Origin of the sequence: Rhodococcus sp. MH15, from assembly GCF_019266045.1 — a bacterium.
Classification (GTDB): Bacteria; Actinomycetota; Actinomycetes; order Mycobacteriales; family Mycobacteriaceae; genus Rhodococcus_F; species Rhodococcus_F qingshengii.
The window spans coordinates 961,920-977,104 of sequence record NZ_LPNP01000061.1; the positions used below are offsets into that span (position 1 = coordinate 961,920).

Annotated in this window: 11 protein-coding genes; 5 read left to right on the forward strand and 6 right to left on the reverse strand. The window is 64.5% G+C overall.

Annotated features, from left to right (window positions below):
* A complete protein-coding gene (locus ATN37_RS12450; RefSeq protein ID WP_172403528.1) occupies nucleotides 1-1,344 on the forward strand; it encodes an AarF/ABC1/UbiB kinase family protein in 1,344 nt (447 codons plus the stop codon).
* Between the two features lie 26 nt (nucleotides 1,345-1,370).
* Here the strand turns inward: ATN37_RS12450 and ATN37_RS12455 are convergent, their stop codons facing one another.
* Nucleotides 1,371-1,694, reverse strand: a complete 324-nt coding sequence (locus ATN37_RS12455) for a WhiB family transcriptional regulator (RefSeq protein WP_003942321.1) — start codon at nucleotides 1,692-1,694, stop codon at nucleotides 1,371-1,373.
* 512 nt (nucleotides 1,695-2,206) lie between these two features.
* Nucleotides 2,207-4,345, reverse strand: coding sequence for an ATP-dependent DNA helicase UvrD2 (locus tag ATN37_RS12460; protein WP_218695203.1), 2,139 nt, complete (start codon nucleotides 4,343-4,345; stop codon nucleotides 2,207-2,209).
* Between the two features lie 103 nt (nucleotides 4,346-4,448).
* Here ATN37_RS12460 and ATN37_RS12465 point away from each other — a divergent pair, with 103 nt between their 5' ends.
* Nucleotides 4,449-4,706 carry a mycoredoxin gene (locus ATN37_RS12465; protein WP_003942350.1) on the forward strand — a complete coding sequence of 86 codons (258 nt, stop codon included), beginning with the start codon at nucleotides 4,449-4,451 and terminating at the stop codon, nucleotides 4,704-4,706.
* 14 nt (nucleotides 4,707-4,720) lie between these two features.
* Here ATN37_RS12465 and nudC read toward each other — a convergent pair whose 3' ends face one another.
* Both nudC and ATN37_RS12475 read right to left on the reverse strand, forming a co-directional pair.
* Nucleotides 4,721-5,620: an NAD(+) diphosphatase gene (gene nudC, locus ATN37_RS12470; protein WP_007731249.1), complete on the reverse strand. Its 900-nt coding sequence runs from the start codon at nucleotides 5,618-5,620 to the stop codon at nucleotides 4,721-4,723.
* Nucleotides 5,621-5,658: 38 nt separating this feature from the next.
* The gene (locus ATN37_RS12475) at nucleotides 5,659-6,726 is read right to left on the reverse strand and encodes a TrkA family potassium uptake protein (protein ID WP_003942296.1); all 1,068 of its coding nucleotides are present in this window, start codon (nucleotides 6,724-6,726) and stop codon (nucleotides 5,659-5,661) included.
* A gap of 156 nt (nucleotides 6,727-6,882) precedes the next feature.
* On the opposite strand from ATN37_RS12475, the gene ATN37_RS12480 reads away from it, so the two are divergent.
* A complete protein-coding gene (locus ATN37_RS12480; RefSeq protein ID WP_003942341.1) occupies nucleotides 6,883-7,284 on the forward strand; it encodes a hypothetical protein in 402 nt (133 codons plus the stop codon).
* Here the strand turns inward: ATN37_RS12480 and ATN37_RS12485 are convergent.
* Nucleotides 7,281-10,673 carry an ATP-dependent DNA helicase gene (locus tag ATN37_RS12485; protein WP_218695204.1) on the reverse strand — a complete coding sequence of 1,131 codons (3,393 nt, stop codon included), beginning with the start codon at nucleotides 10,671-10,673 and terminating at the stop codon, nucleotides 7,281-7,283. The genes ATN37_RS12480 and ATN37_RS12485 overlap by 4 nt on opposite strands.
* On the reverse strand, nucleotides 10,674-14,036 hold the full coding sequence (locus ATN37_RS12490; protein ID WP_218695205.1) for an ATP-dependent DNA helicase: 3,363 nt from the start codon (nucleotides 14,034-14,036) through the stop codon (nucleotides 10,674-10,676). It abuts the gene before it with no gap.
* Between the two features lie 52 nt (nucleotides 14,037-14,088).
* On the opposite strand from ATN37_RS12490, the gene ATN37_RS12495 reads away from it, so the two are divergent.
* Nucleotides 14,089-14,877, forward strand: a complete 789-nt coding sequence (locus tag ATN37_RS12495; protein WP_054187621.1) for an alpha/beta hydrolase — start codon at nucleotides 14,089-14,091, stop codon at nucleotides 14,875-14,877.
* 10 nt (nucleotides 14,878-14,887) lie between these two features.
* Nucleotides 14,888-15,184, forward strand: a complete 297-nt coding sequence (locus ATN37_RS12500; RefSeq protein ID WP_003942322.1) for an MGMT family protein — start codon at nucleotides 14,888-14,890, stop codon at nucleotides 15,182-15,184.
* Nucleotide 15,185 lies beyond the last annotated feature (1 nt).

Here is a 15,185-nt window from a genome sequence, read left to right on the forward strand (position 1 = left end):
GTGGTGTCCGAGATCCCACGCAAGAGTTCTGCCCGTACTGCCAAACTCGCGAGCATCCCCCTGGGGATGGCCGGTCGCGCCGCCATGGGCTTCGGACGCAAGCTCGCCGGCGGTGACAAAGGCGAGATCGACGCACAGTTGAGCGCGAAGGCCGCCGAGCAATTGTTCGCGGTGCTGGGCGAACTCAAGGGTGGCGCGATGAAGCTGGGCCAAGCGCTCAGCGTCATGGAGGCGGCTATTCCGGAGGAATTCGCCGAACCGTACCGCGAGTCGCTGAACAAGCTTCAGGCCGCTGCCCCACCGCTGCCGACCAAGCAAGTACACAAGATGCTCGACCAGCAACTCGGAACCAAGTGGCGCGACCGATTCCAGTCGTTCGACGATGAACCGACCGCGTCGGCAAGCATCGGGCAGGTTCATCGAGCCGTCTGGGCGGACGGCCGCGACGTAGCCGTGAAAGTTCAGTACCCCGGCGCCGACGAAGCTCTACGCGCCGATCTCAAGACCCTGGGCAGATTTGCCGGTCTCTTCGGTTCGGTCATGCCCGGTGTCGACGTACGGCCCGTGATCGAGGAGTTCACCGCGCGCACGGAGGAAGAACTCGACTATCGGATCGAGGCGAACAATCAGCGAGCTTTTGCCAAAGAGTTCGACGGAGATCCCCAATTCGTGATCCCGCACGTCGTGGCGAGCGCGCCGAAAGTGGTCGTGACCGAATGGATGACGGCAACCCCGTTGACCAGAATCATCGAGAGTGGAACGCCGGAGCAGCGCAACGCGGCCGGTGCACTACTCGCCGAATTCCACTTCGCGTCTCCGGCCCGTGTCGGATTGCTCCACTGTGACCCGCACCCCGGCAATTTCATGCTTCTCGAGGACGGCCGACTCGGCGTCATCGACTTCGGTGCTGCTGCGCCGTTCCCGAACGGACTGCCACGGGTTCTCGGCACTATGGTGCGCTTGGCTGTCGAGGAACAATTCGACGAGTTGACGGAGTTGTTGCGCGCCAACGGTTTCGTGATCCCCGGACGCACGGTGACCGACAAGGAGATCGCGGATTACCTGCGACCCTTCACCGACCCGATCCAGACCGAGTCATTTCACTTCACTCGGGCATGGCTGCAAAAGGCCGCCGGAACCGCCACTGACTTCAACAGTGCGCAGTTCCGAACGGCCCGTGCACTCAACCTTCCGGCCGAGTATTTGATGATCTTCCGTGTTCTTCTCGGTTCGGTCGGCATATGCGCCCAGTTGGACGCATATGCCCCGTACATGGAAATCCTGACTCGTTGGTTGCCAGGGTTCGCGGAGCCGGTTCTGGATGACACCGGCTCCGCCGACTAAGACACCGGCTCCGCCGAATAGGGCTCTCACGCGCACACAAGTTGCTTGCGTGGGCGCCCTCTCGGTCTCTTGCGCGCTATGACGGCCCCCTGATCGAGGATCTCGCCGCCCCACACCCCCCATGGCTCGGCGCGGTCGAGAGCCGCACTGAGACAACGGGAACGGATGGGGCACTGCGCGCACAGTGCCTTGGCCTGCTCGAGTTCGGCCGGAGCTTCGGCGAACCAGAGATCGGGGTTGGATGCCCGGCACGGCAGGTCGCGGCGGGTGGACGCGACCTCGATGAACGTGACTGCAGCCGAAGTGACGTCGGTGGAAGTTACTGCAGTGGTGGAGTTTTCGGATTCCACGCGGATTGTCTGGGCAGACAACTCGGTCTCCTAGTGCTCGGATGCGAAACTGTGTCGCACGATATGGGTTCGATGGGTGCGAACCTGAGCCGAGTCGGAAACCAGATGAAGAGGGCTATCCAACACAAAGGCCACGGTCCGCAGGGGCTGCGGGTCCGTGGCCGTAAGTGAACGGATGTGTCCTACCGAGAAATACCTCGATGGCTTAAGAACACGGACTCGACAGCTGCTTTCTTTGCTGCTGCTTGAGGGCGCAGGCGGAACGCATGCTGCGCCCATCCCGCTGCACGCGGCAGCATGGGGGCGGCAACAGCGAACTTTGCGCTTGCGCACGCTTCATACGAGATCAAGTTCGTCATTTTTTTGCCACCTCCATTTCGTGTCGGTCCGGATAGTTTCTGCGCACAGGTTGCCCCGTAACACTGAAAACCAGAGTAGAGAATCTGCCGAATCTGCACAACCTATTTTTGACCTGCGGTTATGTAAATCACCGTTGTCGATTCGGATGCATTTCAGATATCGAGTGTTGCCGCACGCAGTTCGCCGCGAATGACAGCTAGTACGTCTTCCCCGAAGTTGTCGAGTTTCTTCGGCCCGATTCCAGGGATCGAAACCAGTCCACGATTGTCTTGTGGTCGTTGTTCGGCAATAGCCATCAATGTGTTGTCACTGAAGACGACATAGGCCGGAACTTTGAGTTCTCTGGACTTGTCCAGACGCCAGGCCTTGAGGTGCTCGAGCAATTCCAGGTCGACATTGGACGGGCATTTTTCGCAGCGCCCGAGCATGGTCGCCGACGTCCCGATCAACGGTTTGCCGCAGACGCGGCAGCGCGGACGCTTCTTGTTCCCCGACGACGGCGCGGCAACGCGCGAAGCCGGTGAGTCCTCGGGGATGAGCCCGTTGAGGAACCTCGACCGGCGACGGGACTTCCGTCCACCCTCATTGCGGGCCAATGCCCACGACAGCTGCAGATGCTCGCGAGCGCGAGTAACCCCCACGTAGAGAAGCCGACGCTCCTCCTCCACCGCGACGTCGTCGGCGCCCGAATTGGCGTCGCCGAGAACGTGTTGGATAGGCAGGGTGCCGTCGTTGAGGCCGACCAGGAACACCGCATCCCATTCGAGCCCCTTGGCCGCGTGGAGGGAGGCCAGCGTCACACCTTGCACGGTCGGTGGGTGCCGCGCCTCGGCTCGGGCCGTGAGCTCCTGTAGAAGCCCGGTGAGCGTCAGTTCAGGTTCGTGGACAAGTTGTTCTTCGGTGAGCGCCACGAGAGCCGAGAGCGACGCCCAGCGCTCGCGTGCCTGAGTACCCGAAGGCTCTTCGTTGGTCAGGCCGAGCGGCGCGAGCACAGCGCGGACGAGTGAGACCAGCGCTTCGCCGTTGTCTGCACCTTCGGGGAGGTCGTCGCGTCCAGCTGCCTGACGCAGCGCTGCCACCGCCTGACGTACCTCGGTGCGAGTGAAGAAGCCCTCTCCACCGCGCACCTGGAACGGAATGCCCAGCTTCGTCAGGGCCTGCTCGTGCGCCTCCGACTGAGCATTGGTCCGGTACAGAACAGCGATCTCGGCAGCAGGAGTGCCTGCCGCGATCAGCCGTTTGATCGCCCGCGCAACGCCGAGCGCCTCGGCCGGCTCGTCGTCGAACTCCATGAACTCCGGCTCAGGCCCCGGCGCGCGCTGCCCGATCAGCTGCAGACGCGTCCCGGCGATCCGCCCGCGCGCCGCACCGATCACGCGGTTCGCCAACGACACGACCTCAGGGGTGGAGCGGTAATCCCGTTCGAGCCGAACGACGGTCGCTTCGGGGAATTTCCGGGAGAAGTCCAACAGATAGTTGGGGGTGGCTCCGGTGAAGGAGTAGATGGTCTGATTCGCATCGCCCACCACGGTCAGATCGTCTCGGTCGCCCAGCCAGGCGTCGAGCACACGCTGCTGCAGTGGGGTGACGTCCTGATACTCGTCCACGACGAAGCAGCGATACCGCTCGCGGAACTCGTCGGCGACTGTCGAATGCTCTTCGAGAGCTGCCGCCGTGTGCAGTAGGAGATCGTCGAAATCAAGCAGCATGCCGTCCTGGCCGCGTGCTTTCAGCTCTTCGTATGCGGCATACACCTGGGCCACCTTGGTGGCATCGACCGGTGCCTCACGGCGAATCTTGGCGATCGCGCGTGGGTAATCCTCCGGCGCGATCAGCGACGCCTTCGACCACTCGATTTCACTGGCGAGGTCGCGGACGCTTTCCGTGCTGGTGGACAATCCCACCCGGGCTGCGGCACTGCTGACAACGGCGAACTTTCGGTCCAGCAGACGCCACGGCGTGTCGCCGACAACCTGCGGCCAGAAGTACTTCAGTTGACGGAGAGCAGCAGCGTGAAAAGTTCGAGCCTGCACCTGCGGCCCACTCCCGCCGACGCCCAGCTCACGGAGACGTCCACGCATTTCCCCGGCCGCACGAGCGGTGAACGTCACGGCAAGCACCTGACCGGCCGACACGTGACCGTCGGCAACCAGATGAGCGATCCGGCGCGTGATGGTGCGGGTTTTGCCTGTTCCAGCGCCCGCGAGGACACATACCGGGCCGCGTGGCGCGAGCACGGCGGCCGATTGTTCTGGATCCAGTCCGGTGTCCGCAGGCATGGGGACCATCATGGCAGGACGTTCCGACACTCCATTCGCCGCGCCCGACGGTATGTGGGCAAGAGAACACGGGCCGATACGGAACAACGCTCTCGGTCGTGGTGTTATATCGGCCGTGACTTCTACCGAAAATGCGCCTGCCCTGACCATCTACTCGACCACGTGGTGCGGCTACTGCCGTCGCCTCAAGACGCAGCTCAACGCGTCGGGGATCGAGTACACCGAGATCGACATCGAGAACGATCCGGCAGCAGCCGATTTCGTCGGCAGCGTCAACGGTGGCAATCACGTCGTTCCGACCGTGAAGTACGGCGACGGCAGCGTTGCGACCAACCCGTCGCTCAACCAGGTCAAGCAGGCTCTGGGTCTGTAGACCTTCTCCGGCTGCTACTTGACCCAGCTCTCGAGCATTCCGCGAGCGATGGAGATCGACCCGGGCAGCAGCAGTGGCGCGTCCGCTTCCGAACCCCAGTCGCCGAGTTCGAGAGCGGCGCGCACCTCGTCTTTCGTGAACCAGGTGCCCTCGGCGATCTCGCCGTCCGCGAACAGCAGCGGAGCTGCGGGGTCGCCGATTGCGGCGAAGCCCAACATCACCGAGCGAGGGAACGGCCAGGGCTGGCTCCCGAGGTATCGAACGCTGTGCACGTCGATACCGACTTCTTCCTTGATCTCGCGGACAACACACGTTTCGAGCGACTCCCCGGCCTCGACGAATCCCGCGAGAATCGAGAAACGGCGCTGCGGCCAGGTCGGCTGACGCGCGAGTAGAACTCGATCGCCGCCGTCGTGCACCAGGCAGATGACCGCCGGATCCGTTCGGGGAAACTCCTCGTGGCCGGTGGACGTGGAAATGCGTGACCAGCCGGACATCGTGGGTTCACTCGGTGCGCCGTCGATAGCGCTGAATCCGGCACTGTCGTGCCAGTTGAGAATCGCGACGGCACCGGTCAACAAACCGGCGTCCGCGTCGTCGAGTGTTCCGCCGAGCATCCGCAATTCAGACAAAGTGCCCGCCAGCAGCGACACCCGCACCGCCCAGACGTGGCGATTCTCCCGAATTCCCAGGAAGACCGCGCCGCGCACCGGTTCGGGCCCCAACTCGGTTGCCTCGGCGAAGACCAATTGACCTTCCGGCGACACCTTGACCTGACCCCGTGAATTCACACGGAGGAGCAGTGCGTCCGCCCAACCCGTCGTCAGTGCAGCGGCGTCCGACCGCAATTCCTCGGCGCGGCCGACGCTCGAGCGTGAGAGCAGAGGTGTTTCGGTCAGCTGGAAGTCGTTCACGCTCACGACATTACTGCGCGCACGAAGCTCGGTAACACTCAGTTCGTGACGCGGCGAATGTAGAGCAGTCGATCGTTCTCTTCGACGGCGTCCACCTCGGGTGAACCGACGCGAACCAGACGGCCGTCACGAACGACCCCGAGCACGATGTCGGAGAGATGACGCGGAGAGCCGCCGACCTCGTCGCGCTCGACGGCACGCTCGGCAATCGCGAATCCGGCCTCCGGAGTCAGCAGGTCTTCGATCATCTCCACGACGGTCGGCGTCGTGGTCGCGATGCCGAGGAGTCGACCCGCCGTCTCCGAGGACACGACGACGGAGTCTGCGCCGGACTGACGCAGAAGATGCGCGTTGTCGGCTTCACGGATGGCTGCGGCGATCTTGGCTTTCGGCGCGATTTCGCGGGCTGTCAGCGTCACGAGCACTGCGGTGTCGTCACGGTTGGTTGCCACGATGATCGACGACGCATTCTGCGCACCTGCCAACCGAAGTACGTCCGATTTCGTCGCCGAACCGAATACCGTCACCAGGCCTTTGCTCGCCGCCGAATCGAGGACGGTCTGATCGGTGTCCACGACCACGATCTCCGACGCCGGTACACCGTCACCGAGCATTGCTTCGATTGCCGTCCGCCCCTTGGTCCCGTATCCGACGACGACGGTGTGATTACGCACGTGCTGCCTCCAACGCTGAATTTTGAACGCCTGACGCGAACTCTCGGTCAGAGCTGAAAGTGTGGTTCCGACCAACACGATCAAGAAGAAGATCCGAAGTGGCGTGATCAACAGGACGTTGACCAGGCGCGCCGACGGCGTGAACGGAGTGATATCGCCGTAGCCGGTGGTCGAGAGCGAAACCGTCGCATAGTAAATGCAGTCGAGCAGCGACAGCTCGTTGTCCTGTGCGTCCCGGTATCCCGCGCGATCGATGTACACGATCAACACGGCGGCGCCGAGAGCACCCAACGCGATGAGAACTCGCTTGTAGATGGCCCGCGCCGGACTTGTCTGTAGCTGGGGAATGCGCAGCACCCCGACAAGGGCGAAGTCAGGCTGATCGGTCAATGCTTCCGACCTGGTCAAACGCGCCCGGAGCTTACCGGCCATACATCGACTCTCTCACTCGAACTTACGAAATACCTACACGGACATCGGCAGGCAGCGTAACCCTCGAAGATCGACTTCGGAACTCGGGCGCCGAATAGCGCGCGGGTCGTGGCGCCGGTAGTGGCAAGAAGGTCCACCGTGAGGCAGGCTGGGCAAATGCCTTTCACCGGTTCGACGTCCACTCCCAGCCAAGCGGCCGCTCTTCGTTTGTCGGCCCTCCTTCTCGGCGCCGGCACCATGCATTTCGTGGCGCCTTCCTTCTTCGACAGCACCGTTCCCCGCCAGCTTCCCGGACAGGCCCGCACCTACACCCAGGTGTCCGGCGTCGCGGAACTGGCGATCGGCGCTGCCTTGGCCGTGCCGAAGACCCGCAAGCTCGGCGCGGGCCTTGCCGCCGCGCTCTTTGTCGCCGTGTTCCCCGCCAACATCCAGATGGCGATCGACTGGTGCCGAAGCCCGAAGACGTCCACACCGCAGAAGATCGGTTCGATCGCACGTCTTCCCCTGCAGGTTCCGCTGGTGACCGAAGCACTCAAGGCTCGTCGAAACGCAAGCTAATCTTGCGCGCCTGCCGTTCGGATGAGGCGAGCGAGAGCCTCACCGTCCGGCAGGTTCTCGGGTGCGATGGTGCGACCCGATCGAACGTAGTGAAACGCCGCCCGGACCTTGTCGGCCGGAAACTGTTCGTTGCGCCCCGCCGAACGGGCTCTGGCTGACATCAATTCGGCCCAGGCCACCCGATACGCGGCCAACTGCATCACAACAGCGTCCTCGTTGGCGGCCGACGGTTCGGCACCGGTCTTCCAGTCGATCACCGTCCATCCGCCGTCGGGATCGGCGAACACAGCGTCGATGCGACCCCGCAGAACCGTTCCGGCAATGGATGTTTCGAAAGGAACTTCCACTTCGATCGGGCTGCGATTGGCCCACGGGGACCGCAGGAACGCATCCTGAAGTTTCACCAGATCGGTCTCGGGACCCGCGCCGGTATCCGCGGCGCCGGGTAGTTCGTCGAGATCCAACAGTCGGGTCGCACCGAACCTTCGCTCGATCCAGGCGTGAAAAGCCGTGCCGCGCCGAGCGAGCGGGTTCGGTGGGTACGGCAGTGGTCTACGCAGCCGTGCCGCGAGTTCATCCGGATCTGCCTTGAGGTCGACGAGCTGAGTCACCGAAAGCTGCGCCGGGAGAATCACTTCGGCACGCGCGTTTGCCCGGGCTTCGCGCTCGGCCAGGAGAACGTCGACGTCCGAGGCCCAGTTCTCCGGATCGTCCTCCGGTTCTTCCGTCTCTTTGCTGTCTTGCGGCAGCGATGCAAGTGCGGACAGGACGCTCGCGGCTCCGGCCTCGACCGCGCCGCGACGCGCACCCAGCGGATCCGGCGGCCACTGCGCCGTACGGGGCGTGGCGGCCAACGGGTTCTCGGTGTCGGGTTCCGGTGCAGGCGCCCACTCCTCCACGACGCCGATCGCACCGCGTGAGTCTTCCTCATCGGCATCGTTTTCGGCCGTGACCATCTGATGCAGCTCGTCCAGGAACTCCGAAGGCCCCTTCGGTTCCGAACCGGACTCCGCCCAGTGATGCGCCGAGATGAACAGCGCCCGTTCGGTTCTGGTCAGCGCGACGTAGAACAGTCGCCGGTCCTCGTCCAGTCGACGGTTGGACAAGGCCTTCTTGTGCGCCGTGATCGCGTTCTCGAGGTCCTTGCGGTTGTAGAGCTCCTCGAGGTCGAGCACCGGAACTCCGTCGGCCGAATCCGCGTCGACCGCCCGGTCACCACGCAACGACGGTGGCAGTTCGGCGAGCGCCCCGAGCCACGATCCGGACGCGGTGGACGAGGGGAACACCCCGTCGCTGACATGCGGGATCGCCACTACTTCCCATTCGAGCCCCTTCGCCGAGTGCACGGTCAAGATCTGCACGCGATCCGGCGCCACCTCCACTTCGCCCGGAGTGAGGCCCTTTTCGATCTGTTCGGCGGCCGCGAAGAATGCGAGCATCCCGGGCAGATTGGCTGTTGGACGCGTCGCGTAATTGGCGACGACGTCGGCAAATGCGTCGAGATGCTCGCGGCCCGCGGTCCCGACGACACCGACTCGAGTTCGCGCGCCTGCCTCGATTCCGATACCGAGCACCCGCTCGACCTCCGCCACCAGTTCGGTGAGCGGCTGGCCGATACGTTCGCGCAACGACGCCAATTCTGCCGCTATCGCGTTGATGCGTGTGTACCCGAGAGCTGAATAGCGTTCTGCCGGGCCTGGATCGGAGATCGAATCGACCAATCCTGCTTGCTCGGCGTTCTCCCCCGGCAGCGCGTCCTGAACTGCCGAGGTGAGCGCCTCGGCGTCGGTGACCGCACCCGCTGTTCCGTATCCGGCGGAGATGGCAAGTTCGCGAGAGCGTTGCGAGAGTGCGGCGAGGTCCTTCGCGCCGATCTGCCATCTCGCTCCGGTGAGCAGCCGAACGGCGGCGCTACCCGCCAGCGGATCGGCGACCACTCGGAGCATGGCGATCACGTCCGCCACCTCGGGTGTGTGCAGGAGCCCACCGAGTCCGACCACTTCGACTGGCAGACCCTTGGACCGCAAAGCCTCGGCCAGCGGGGCAGCATCGGCGTTGCGGCGGATCAACACCGCTGCCGTGGGCGTCGGGCGGTCTTCGGCACGTGCCGCCTCGTACTCTTCGGCGATCTTCTCCGCAACCCACTGACGTTCCTGTTCGACGTCTCCCAGCAGCGCCAGTCGAACGTCTCCGGCGACGGCTCCCGGCCGCGCACGAAGTGTGCTGACGGCCACACCGCGTCGGCGCAACGGTGCGGACGACAGGTTTGCCAATTCGAGAGCCTCCGGCGGGTTACGCCAACTGGTGAGCAGTTCGAGTGTCGGAGCCGGCTTTCCGTTGGCAAGCGGGAAGTCGGTTGCAAACCGTGGCAGGTTGGCCGCCGACGCGCCTCGCCAACCGTAGATCGACTGCATCGGATCGCCGACGGCTGTCAGCGCCAACCGGCCGTCGGCTCCCCCACCGAACAACGAGGACAACAACACTCGCTGAGCGTGACCGGTGTCCTGGTACTCGTCGAGAAGAACTACCCGAAAGCGCTCACGCTCGGTTTGCCCGACCTCGGGATGTTCGGAGGCGACACGGGCCGACAGCGACATCTGGCTGCCGAAATCCAATGCGCCTTCACGCCGCAGCGTCTCACCCAGCCGGGCAACGAGGGGCAGTAGCTCGATGCGTTTGTGTTGCACATCAAGGTAATTCAACAGCTCTTTGCTCGGCCCACCCCGCTGTTTCGGACCGGCGGGCAGAGTGTGAATCAGCTTGTCCAACTCGGTGTGAGCCTCGAGCAACTGCTCGGGGTCGACCAGGTGCTCCGCCAACTGACCGGCAAGGGCCAGAACGGTTTCGGTGATGGACCCCGGATTCTTGTCGGTGTCCAGATCACTGTCCCAGCCGCTCACGACGCGGTGCGCAACCTGCCACAGTTCGGTCTCGGACAACAGCGTCGCCGAGGGTTCGATCGGCAACAGCAGTCCGTGCTCGGACAGCAACCGTCCCGCGTAAGCATGGTAGGTACTGACTTCGGGTTCCCCGGCCAGAATCCGGGAACGCACTCCGCCGGTCGGGTCGAGTGCCCGCAGAACGTCGGAACCCGCCAGTCGCGCCAAGCGCTTGCGGATTCGCGACGTGAGCTGTTGTGCCGCTTTGCGCGTGAAGGTCAATCCGAGAACGGCCTCGGGATCGACGAAGCCGTTGGCCACCAGCCACACGACGCGAGCAGCCATCGTCTCGGTCTTACCGGCACCGGCACCGGCGACGACCAATGTCGGACCGAGCGGTGCGGCGATGACTGCCGCCTGTTCCGGCGTCGGCGGGTGTTGACCGAGCGCGACCGCCAGGTCGACAGGATCGATCTTCGGTCGGCGTGCCTTCTGCGTCGCGGCAGCCACTTAGTTACTCACCTGTCGTCCCTCGTCGTGTGCCGGGCAACTCGAGCGCACCGGGCAATGTCTACATCCGTCGTTGACCCTGGCCAGATACTGCGGCCCTTGGGTCGCTGCCGCTGCGTTGTGGATGACGTCTCGCCACATCTCGACGGCTTCGGCCGTCAGCGGCGGCTGAACTCGCTGCGCCGCACCGTCTTTCTTGTTGGACTTGGCCACGAATACCAGGCGTGCACCGCCGGGTTGTGTGGCCGGTTCGCCGGCAATCGCACCTTCGGCCGCTGCGACCTGGTACGCCGCCAACTGCGCGTGAGATTGCGCGGCCTCGTTGCTGACAGGGTTTCGCGCAGTCTTGACGTCGACAACCACCGGACGGCCTTCGGTGTCGCGCTCGAGCCGGTCGATCCGGCCACGAAGCTTGACCGCAGGCGCTCCCTCCTCACGTGGTTCGAGGACCCCCTCGACCGCGACCTCGACGCCGACTTCGGTCAGTTCGCCGCGAGTTGCGTTCATCCAGGCGGTGAACGTCGCCAGCATCTCCCGAGTTCGATTGAGTTCGCGGCGCGAGTACCACTGCGATCCCAGATCGATGGATTCCCAGGCATTTTCGAGTGCCTTCTCGACCTGATCCGGTGGAATCCGGCCGGCCAATGCCTGCACCAAGGTATGGACCAGCGTACCGGCGATCGCATGAGTGTTGTCTCCGTCGCTGCCGCCATGACGCTCGAACACCCATCGGAGAGGGCATGTTTCGAGAAGCTCGATGGTGGACGGCGATAGTGAAACCGGTCCGTCCTCGGGCTGCCACATGGGAGCAGCGGTACTCGGCTCGGCTGTGCCGTACCACTGATCCGGGTGCGCGCCGCGTACCCCGGCAGCAGCCAGACGTGCCAACTGGCGAGCGGCCCGGGAATGCTTCTCGGGGTCGAAATGCGCGATGTCGGGATCACACACGACGCTGCGAAGCTGTGCGACCAGTGCAGGCAGCGACAGAACCCGGGTATCCCCGGTCTCGGGTGCAACGACGTCGAGATCGGAGGACGGATCGTCCGAGTACGCGTCACCACGGATCAATTCGTCCACGAACCGCGAAGGCACCAAGTCGGTGTCCCCCGAAGCCGATTCGACTGCGGTGATCAGCAGACGGCGACGAGCACGGCTACAGGCAACCAGGAACAACCTGCGTTCTTCGGCCAGAAGCGGTGCGGTTCGCGAGAGTCGTTCGGCAGCCGAGTCACTGCCGTCGGAGACTCCGTTGACCAGGTCGATCAGCGCTTCGGTACGCAGTAGCGTTCCGCGTGCCCGCAAACTCGGCCAGAGCCCCTCCTGCACACCCGCCACCGCCACGACCGCCCATTCGCGACCCGCCGCGGCGTGAGCGCTGACCACGGTGACGGCGTCGGGAGTGATGACCGACCGGCTCCGCGAGTCGGTCGGTATCTCCTGGCTGGTCAAGTAGTCGACGAAACCGGCGAGTTGCGAACGCGGCAACCGGTCGACGTAGTTGGCGGCCGCGTCGAAAAGTGCGACGACTGCGTCGAGGTCTCGATCGGCCTGTGAGCCGATAGGTCCGCCGCGCGCCGACGCAGCCGCCCAGCGTCGTTCCAGCCCCGTCGCCTGCCATGCTGCCCACAGAACTTCTTCGACCCCGAGACCTCGCTCGAGAGGCACTCGGGCCTTGCGAAGGACCGACAGCACGCGATTGAGTGCCGCAGCTTCGACGTCTGTCAACTTGCCCATGAGGCGCTTGGACTGCGCACGATCCTCGTCGATCAGAATGAGCCGCAACAACTCCGAGGAGTCCCGATCACTTCCCGATGCCAACTCGACCCGGCGCAGGCCACGACGCAACCGGCGCAGGGTGACCGGCTCGGCGCCGCCGATGGGACCGGCCATCAGGGCAAGCGCGTCGTCGCCGGTGAACTGATCGCCGCCGAGCGCCCGAAGGACCAGCAGCAGGCCGGACACTCCGTGTTGCCTGGCCAGCGGCAATTCGGTGGCAGCGGTCGTGACGGGTACCCCGGCCGCGAGCAGGGCTCGCCGGAGAGGGGCGAGAGTGCGCGGGACCGACCGAACGATGACGGCCATGTCGGACCAAGCAATCCCGTCCAGCAGATGCGCCCGGCGCAAGGTATCTGCGACGACTGCCGCTTCTTTGGCCGTCGTACCGAGAACCCGCACCGACGCCCGCCCCGGGTCCTCATCGGTGAGATCGGATGGAACCGCGATGCGATGAGCGAGGTTGCCGGGCAGCCGCGCAGCGATCTTCGCCGCGATCGACGCGACGTCGGCGTTGTTGCGAAACGTGGTGGGCAGGACGATCTGGCGCTCGTCTCCGCGCTCGGCGAGTCCGAGTAGGAACGCCGAATCCGCACCGCGGAACCCGAAGACCGACTGATCGGGATCACCGGCGATGACCGTGCCCGCAGTTGCGGTTCCGATCAGCCGAACCAGTTGCGCCGCCTGCGGATCCAGATGTTGTGCGTCGTCGACGAGTAGGTGCCGGATCCGAGCGCGCTCGGAGCGAAGCAATTCGGGATCGGTGGCGAACGCGGTCAATGCCGCACCGATCAACTCGGCCGCGTCGAGCGCCGGCGCCGTCGCCTCCGGAGCCTCGACACCGACACTGCCGCGCAGCAGCACGCCTTGCTCGTAGGCCTCGGCGAACCGCCCGGCCGCCACCCACTCCGGACGTCCACGCTTCTTGCCGAGCTTGACCAGATCTTCGGGGCCGAGTCCGCGCTCGTTCGCTCGCAACATCAGATCTCGAAGTTCGACGGCAAAGCCGTTCAAACCCAATGCGGGTCGCAGGCGCTCCGGCCACCGGAGCGCACCGTCTTCTATGTCGCCGCGCAACATCTCTCGGAGCACCGAGTCCTGCTCGGCGCCGGTGATCAGGCGTGGCGGCGCGTTGCCGTGCGCTGCGGCTTGAAGCCGGAGTACGGCAAAGGCGTACGAGTGAACGGTGCGGACCAACGGCTCACGAGTTGCCTGCGGTCCGCGTTCTTGTTCGTACCCGAGCAACCCGGCCGTGATCTGCTCGCGGACCTGCGTCGCTGCCCGGCGCGACTGGGTGAGCACCAGGACCGATTCAGGATCTTCGCCACCGGAGATCTTCTGCACTGCCAGATCCACGAGAAGGGACGTCTTGCCGGTTCCGGGGCTGCCGAGTACCTGCCAGGGACTCCAGGCGGCCCCCGAGCCGAATGAAACAGGGCCGAACGCGAGTTGGAACGGATCCTCGGACGGCGGCGCGAACAGCCGGGCCGTCCCTTCGTCCCACGTTCGGGGTATCGGAGACGGCGCAGTTCGGTGCACCAACCGCGCCCGCGGAATGGTGACCTTGCTGCGTGTTGCCGTCTCACTCACCCAGGCATTCCACCAGAGCGCACCGACAACTCACACATCGCCTGCATCCGGCATGATTGACCTCGTGTCTGCACTCCATACGTATCTCTACGGACCCGTCGGGGCACCGGAGATCCTTTCGCTGCACGGTCTGACCGGTCACGGCCGACGTTGGCAGTCGATGGCCGAGAACCAACTGCCCGAAGCGCGCTGGATCTCGCCGGATCTACGCGGTCACGGGCGTTCCACCTGGGCTCCTCCGTGGAACATCGAATCCCACGTGGCGAGCCTGCTGGAGACGCTCGACGAACATGCCACCGGACCGGTGGTGATCGTCGCGCATTCTTTCGGCGGAATGCTGGCGCTGCACCTCGCGGCCACCGCACCGGAACGCATTCGTGGGCTCGTCCTGCTCGACCCGGCGATCGGGTTGGATCCGACTTTCATGCAGGAAGTGGCCGAACTCACAATCGGCTCACCGGATTACACCGATGCGGCAGAGGCCTACTCCGAGAAGATTCACGGCTCGTGGGGTGAGGTTCCCACACAGGACCTCGACGTCGAGATGGCGGAACACCTGATCGAACTGGACAACGGACGCGTCAACTGGCGCCTGTCCACGCCCGCGATCGTGACCGGGTGGGGCGAACTCGCTCGCCCGATCGTGCTGCCTCCGTCGTCGATGCCCACCGTGCTGGTTCAGGCGATGAAGGTCCAACCGCCGTACGTCACCGACGAGTTCCGGGCAGCGCTCACCGAGCACCTCGGTGAAAATCTGACCGGTGTCGAATTCGACTGTGACCACATGGTCCCGCACGTGCGGGCCGACGAAGTCGCCGCGCTCGTTCGCAGCATGCTCTGAAGGAACCGACATGGCAGCCACCACCGAAGAGCAGATCGAAGAGGTACGGCGCCTCATCGCGTCGATTCCGGCCGGTTTCGTGGCGACGTACGGCGATATCGCTGATGCTGCAGGACTTTCCAGTGCTCGCACGGTCGGTTGGATCATGCGAACGGACTCTGCCGACCTGCCGTGGCATCGGGTTCTCGGCGCCTCCGGCAAACCGTCGGCGCACCTGGCTCATCGTCAGATCGCCAAGCTCGAACTCGAAGGCGTGCCGATCAAGGACGGTCGGATCGACCTGAAGAAAGCTCGGTATCACTTCTGAT

Excerpts from the sequence above, each read along its gene's own strand:
- ATN37_RS12480 (WP_003942341.1), top strand. The coding sequence starts at position 6,883 with ATGCCTTTCACCGGTTCGACGTCCACTCCCAGCCAAGCGGCCGCTCTT.
- ATN37_RS12500 (WP_003942322.1), top strand. The coding sequence starts at position 14,888 with ATGGCAGCCACCACCGAAGAGCAGATCGAAGAGGTACGGCGCCTCATC.
- ATN37_RS12495 (WP_054187621.1), top strand. The coding sequence starts at position 14,089 with ATGATTGACCTCGTGTCTGCACTCCATACGTATCTCTACGGACCCGTC.
- ATN37_RS12460 (WP_218695203.1), bottom strand. The coding sequence starts at position 4,345 with ATGATGGTCCCCATGCCTGCGGACACCGGACTGGATCCAGAACAATCG.
- ATN37_RS12475 (WP_003942296.1), bottom strand. The coding sequence starts at position 6,726 with ATGGCCGGTAAGCTCCGGGCGCGTTTGACCAGGTCGGAAGCATTGACC.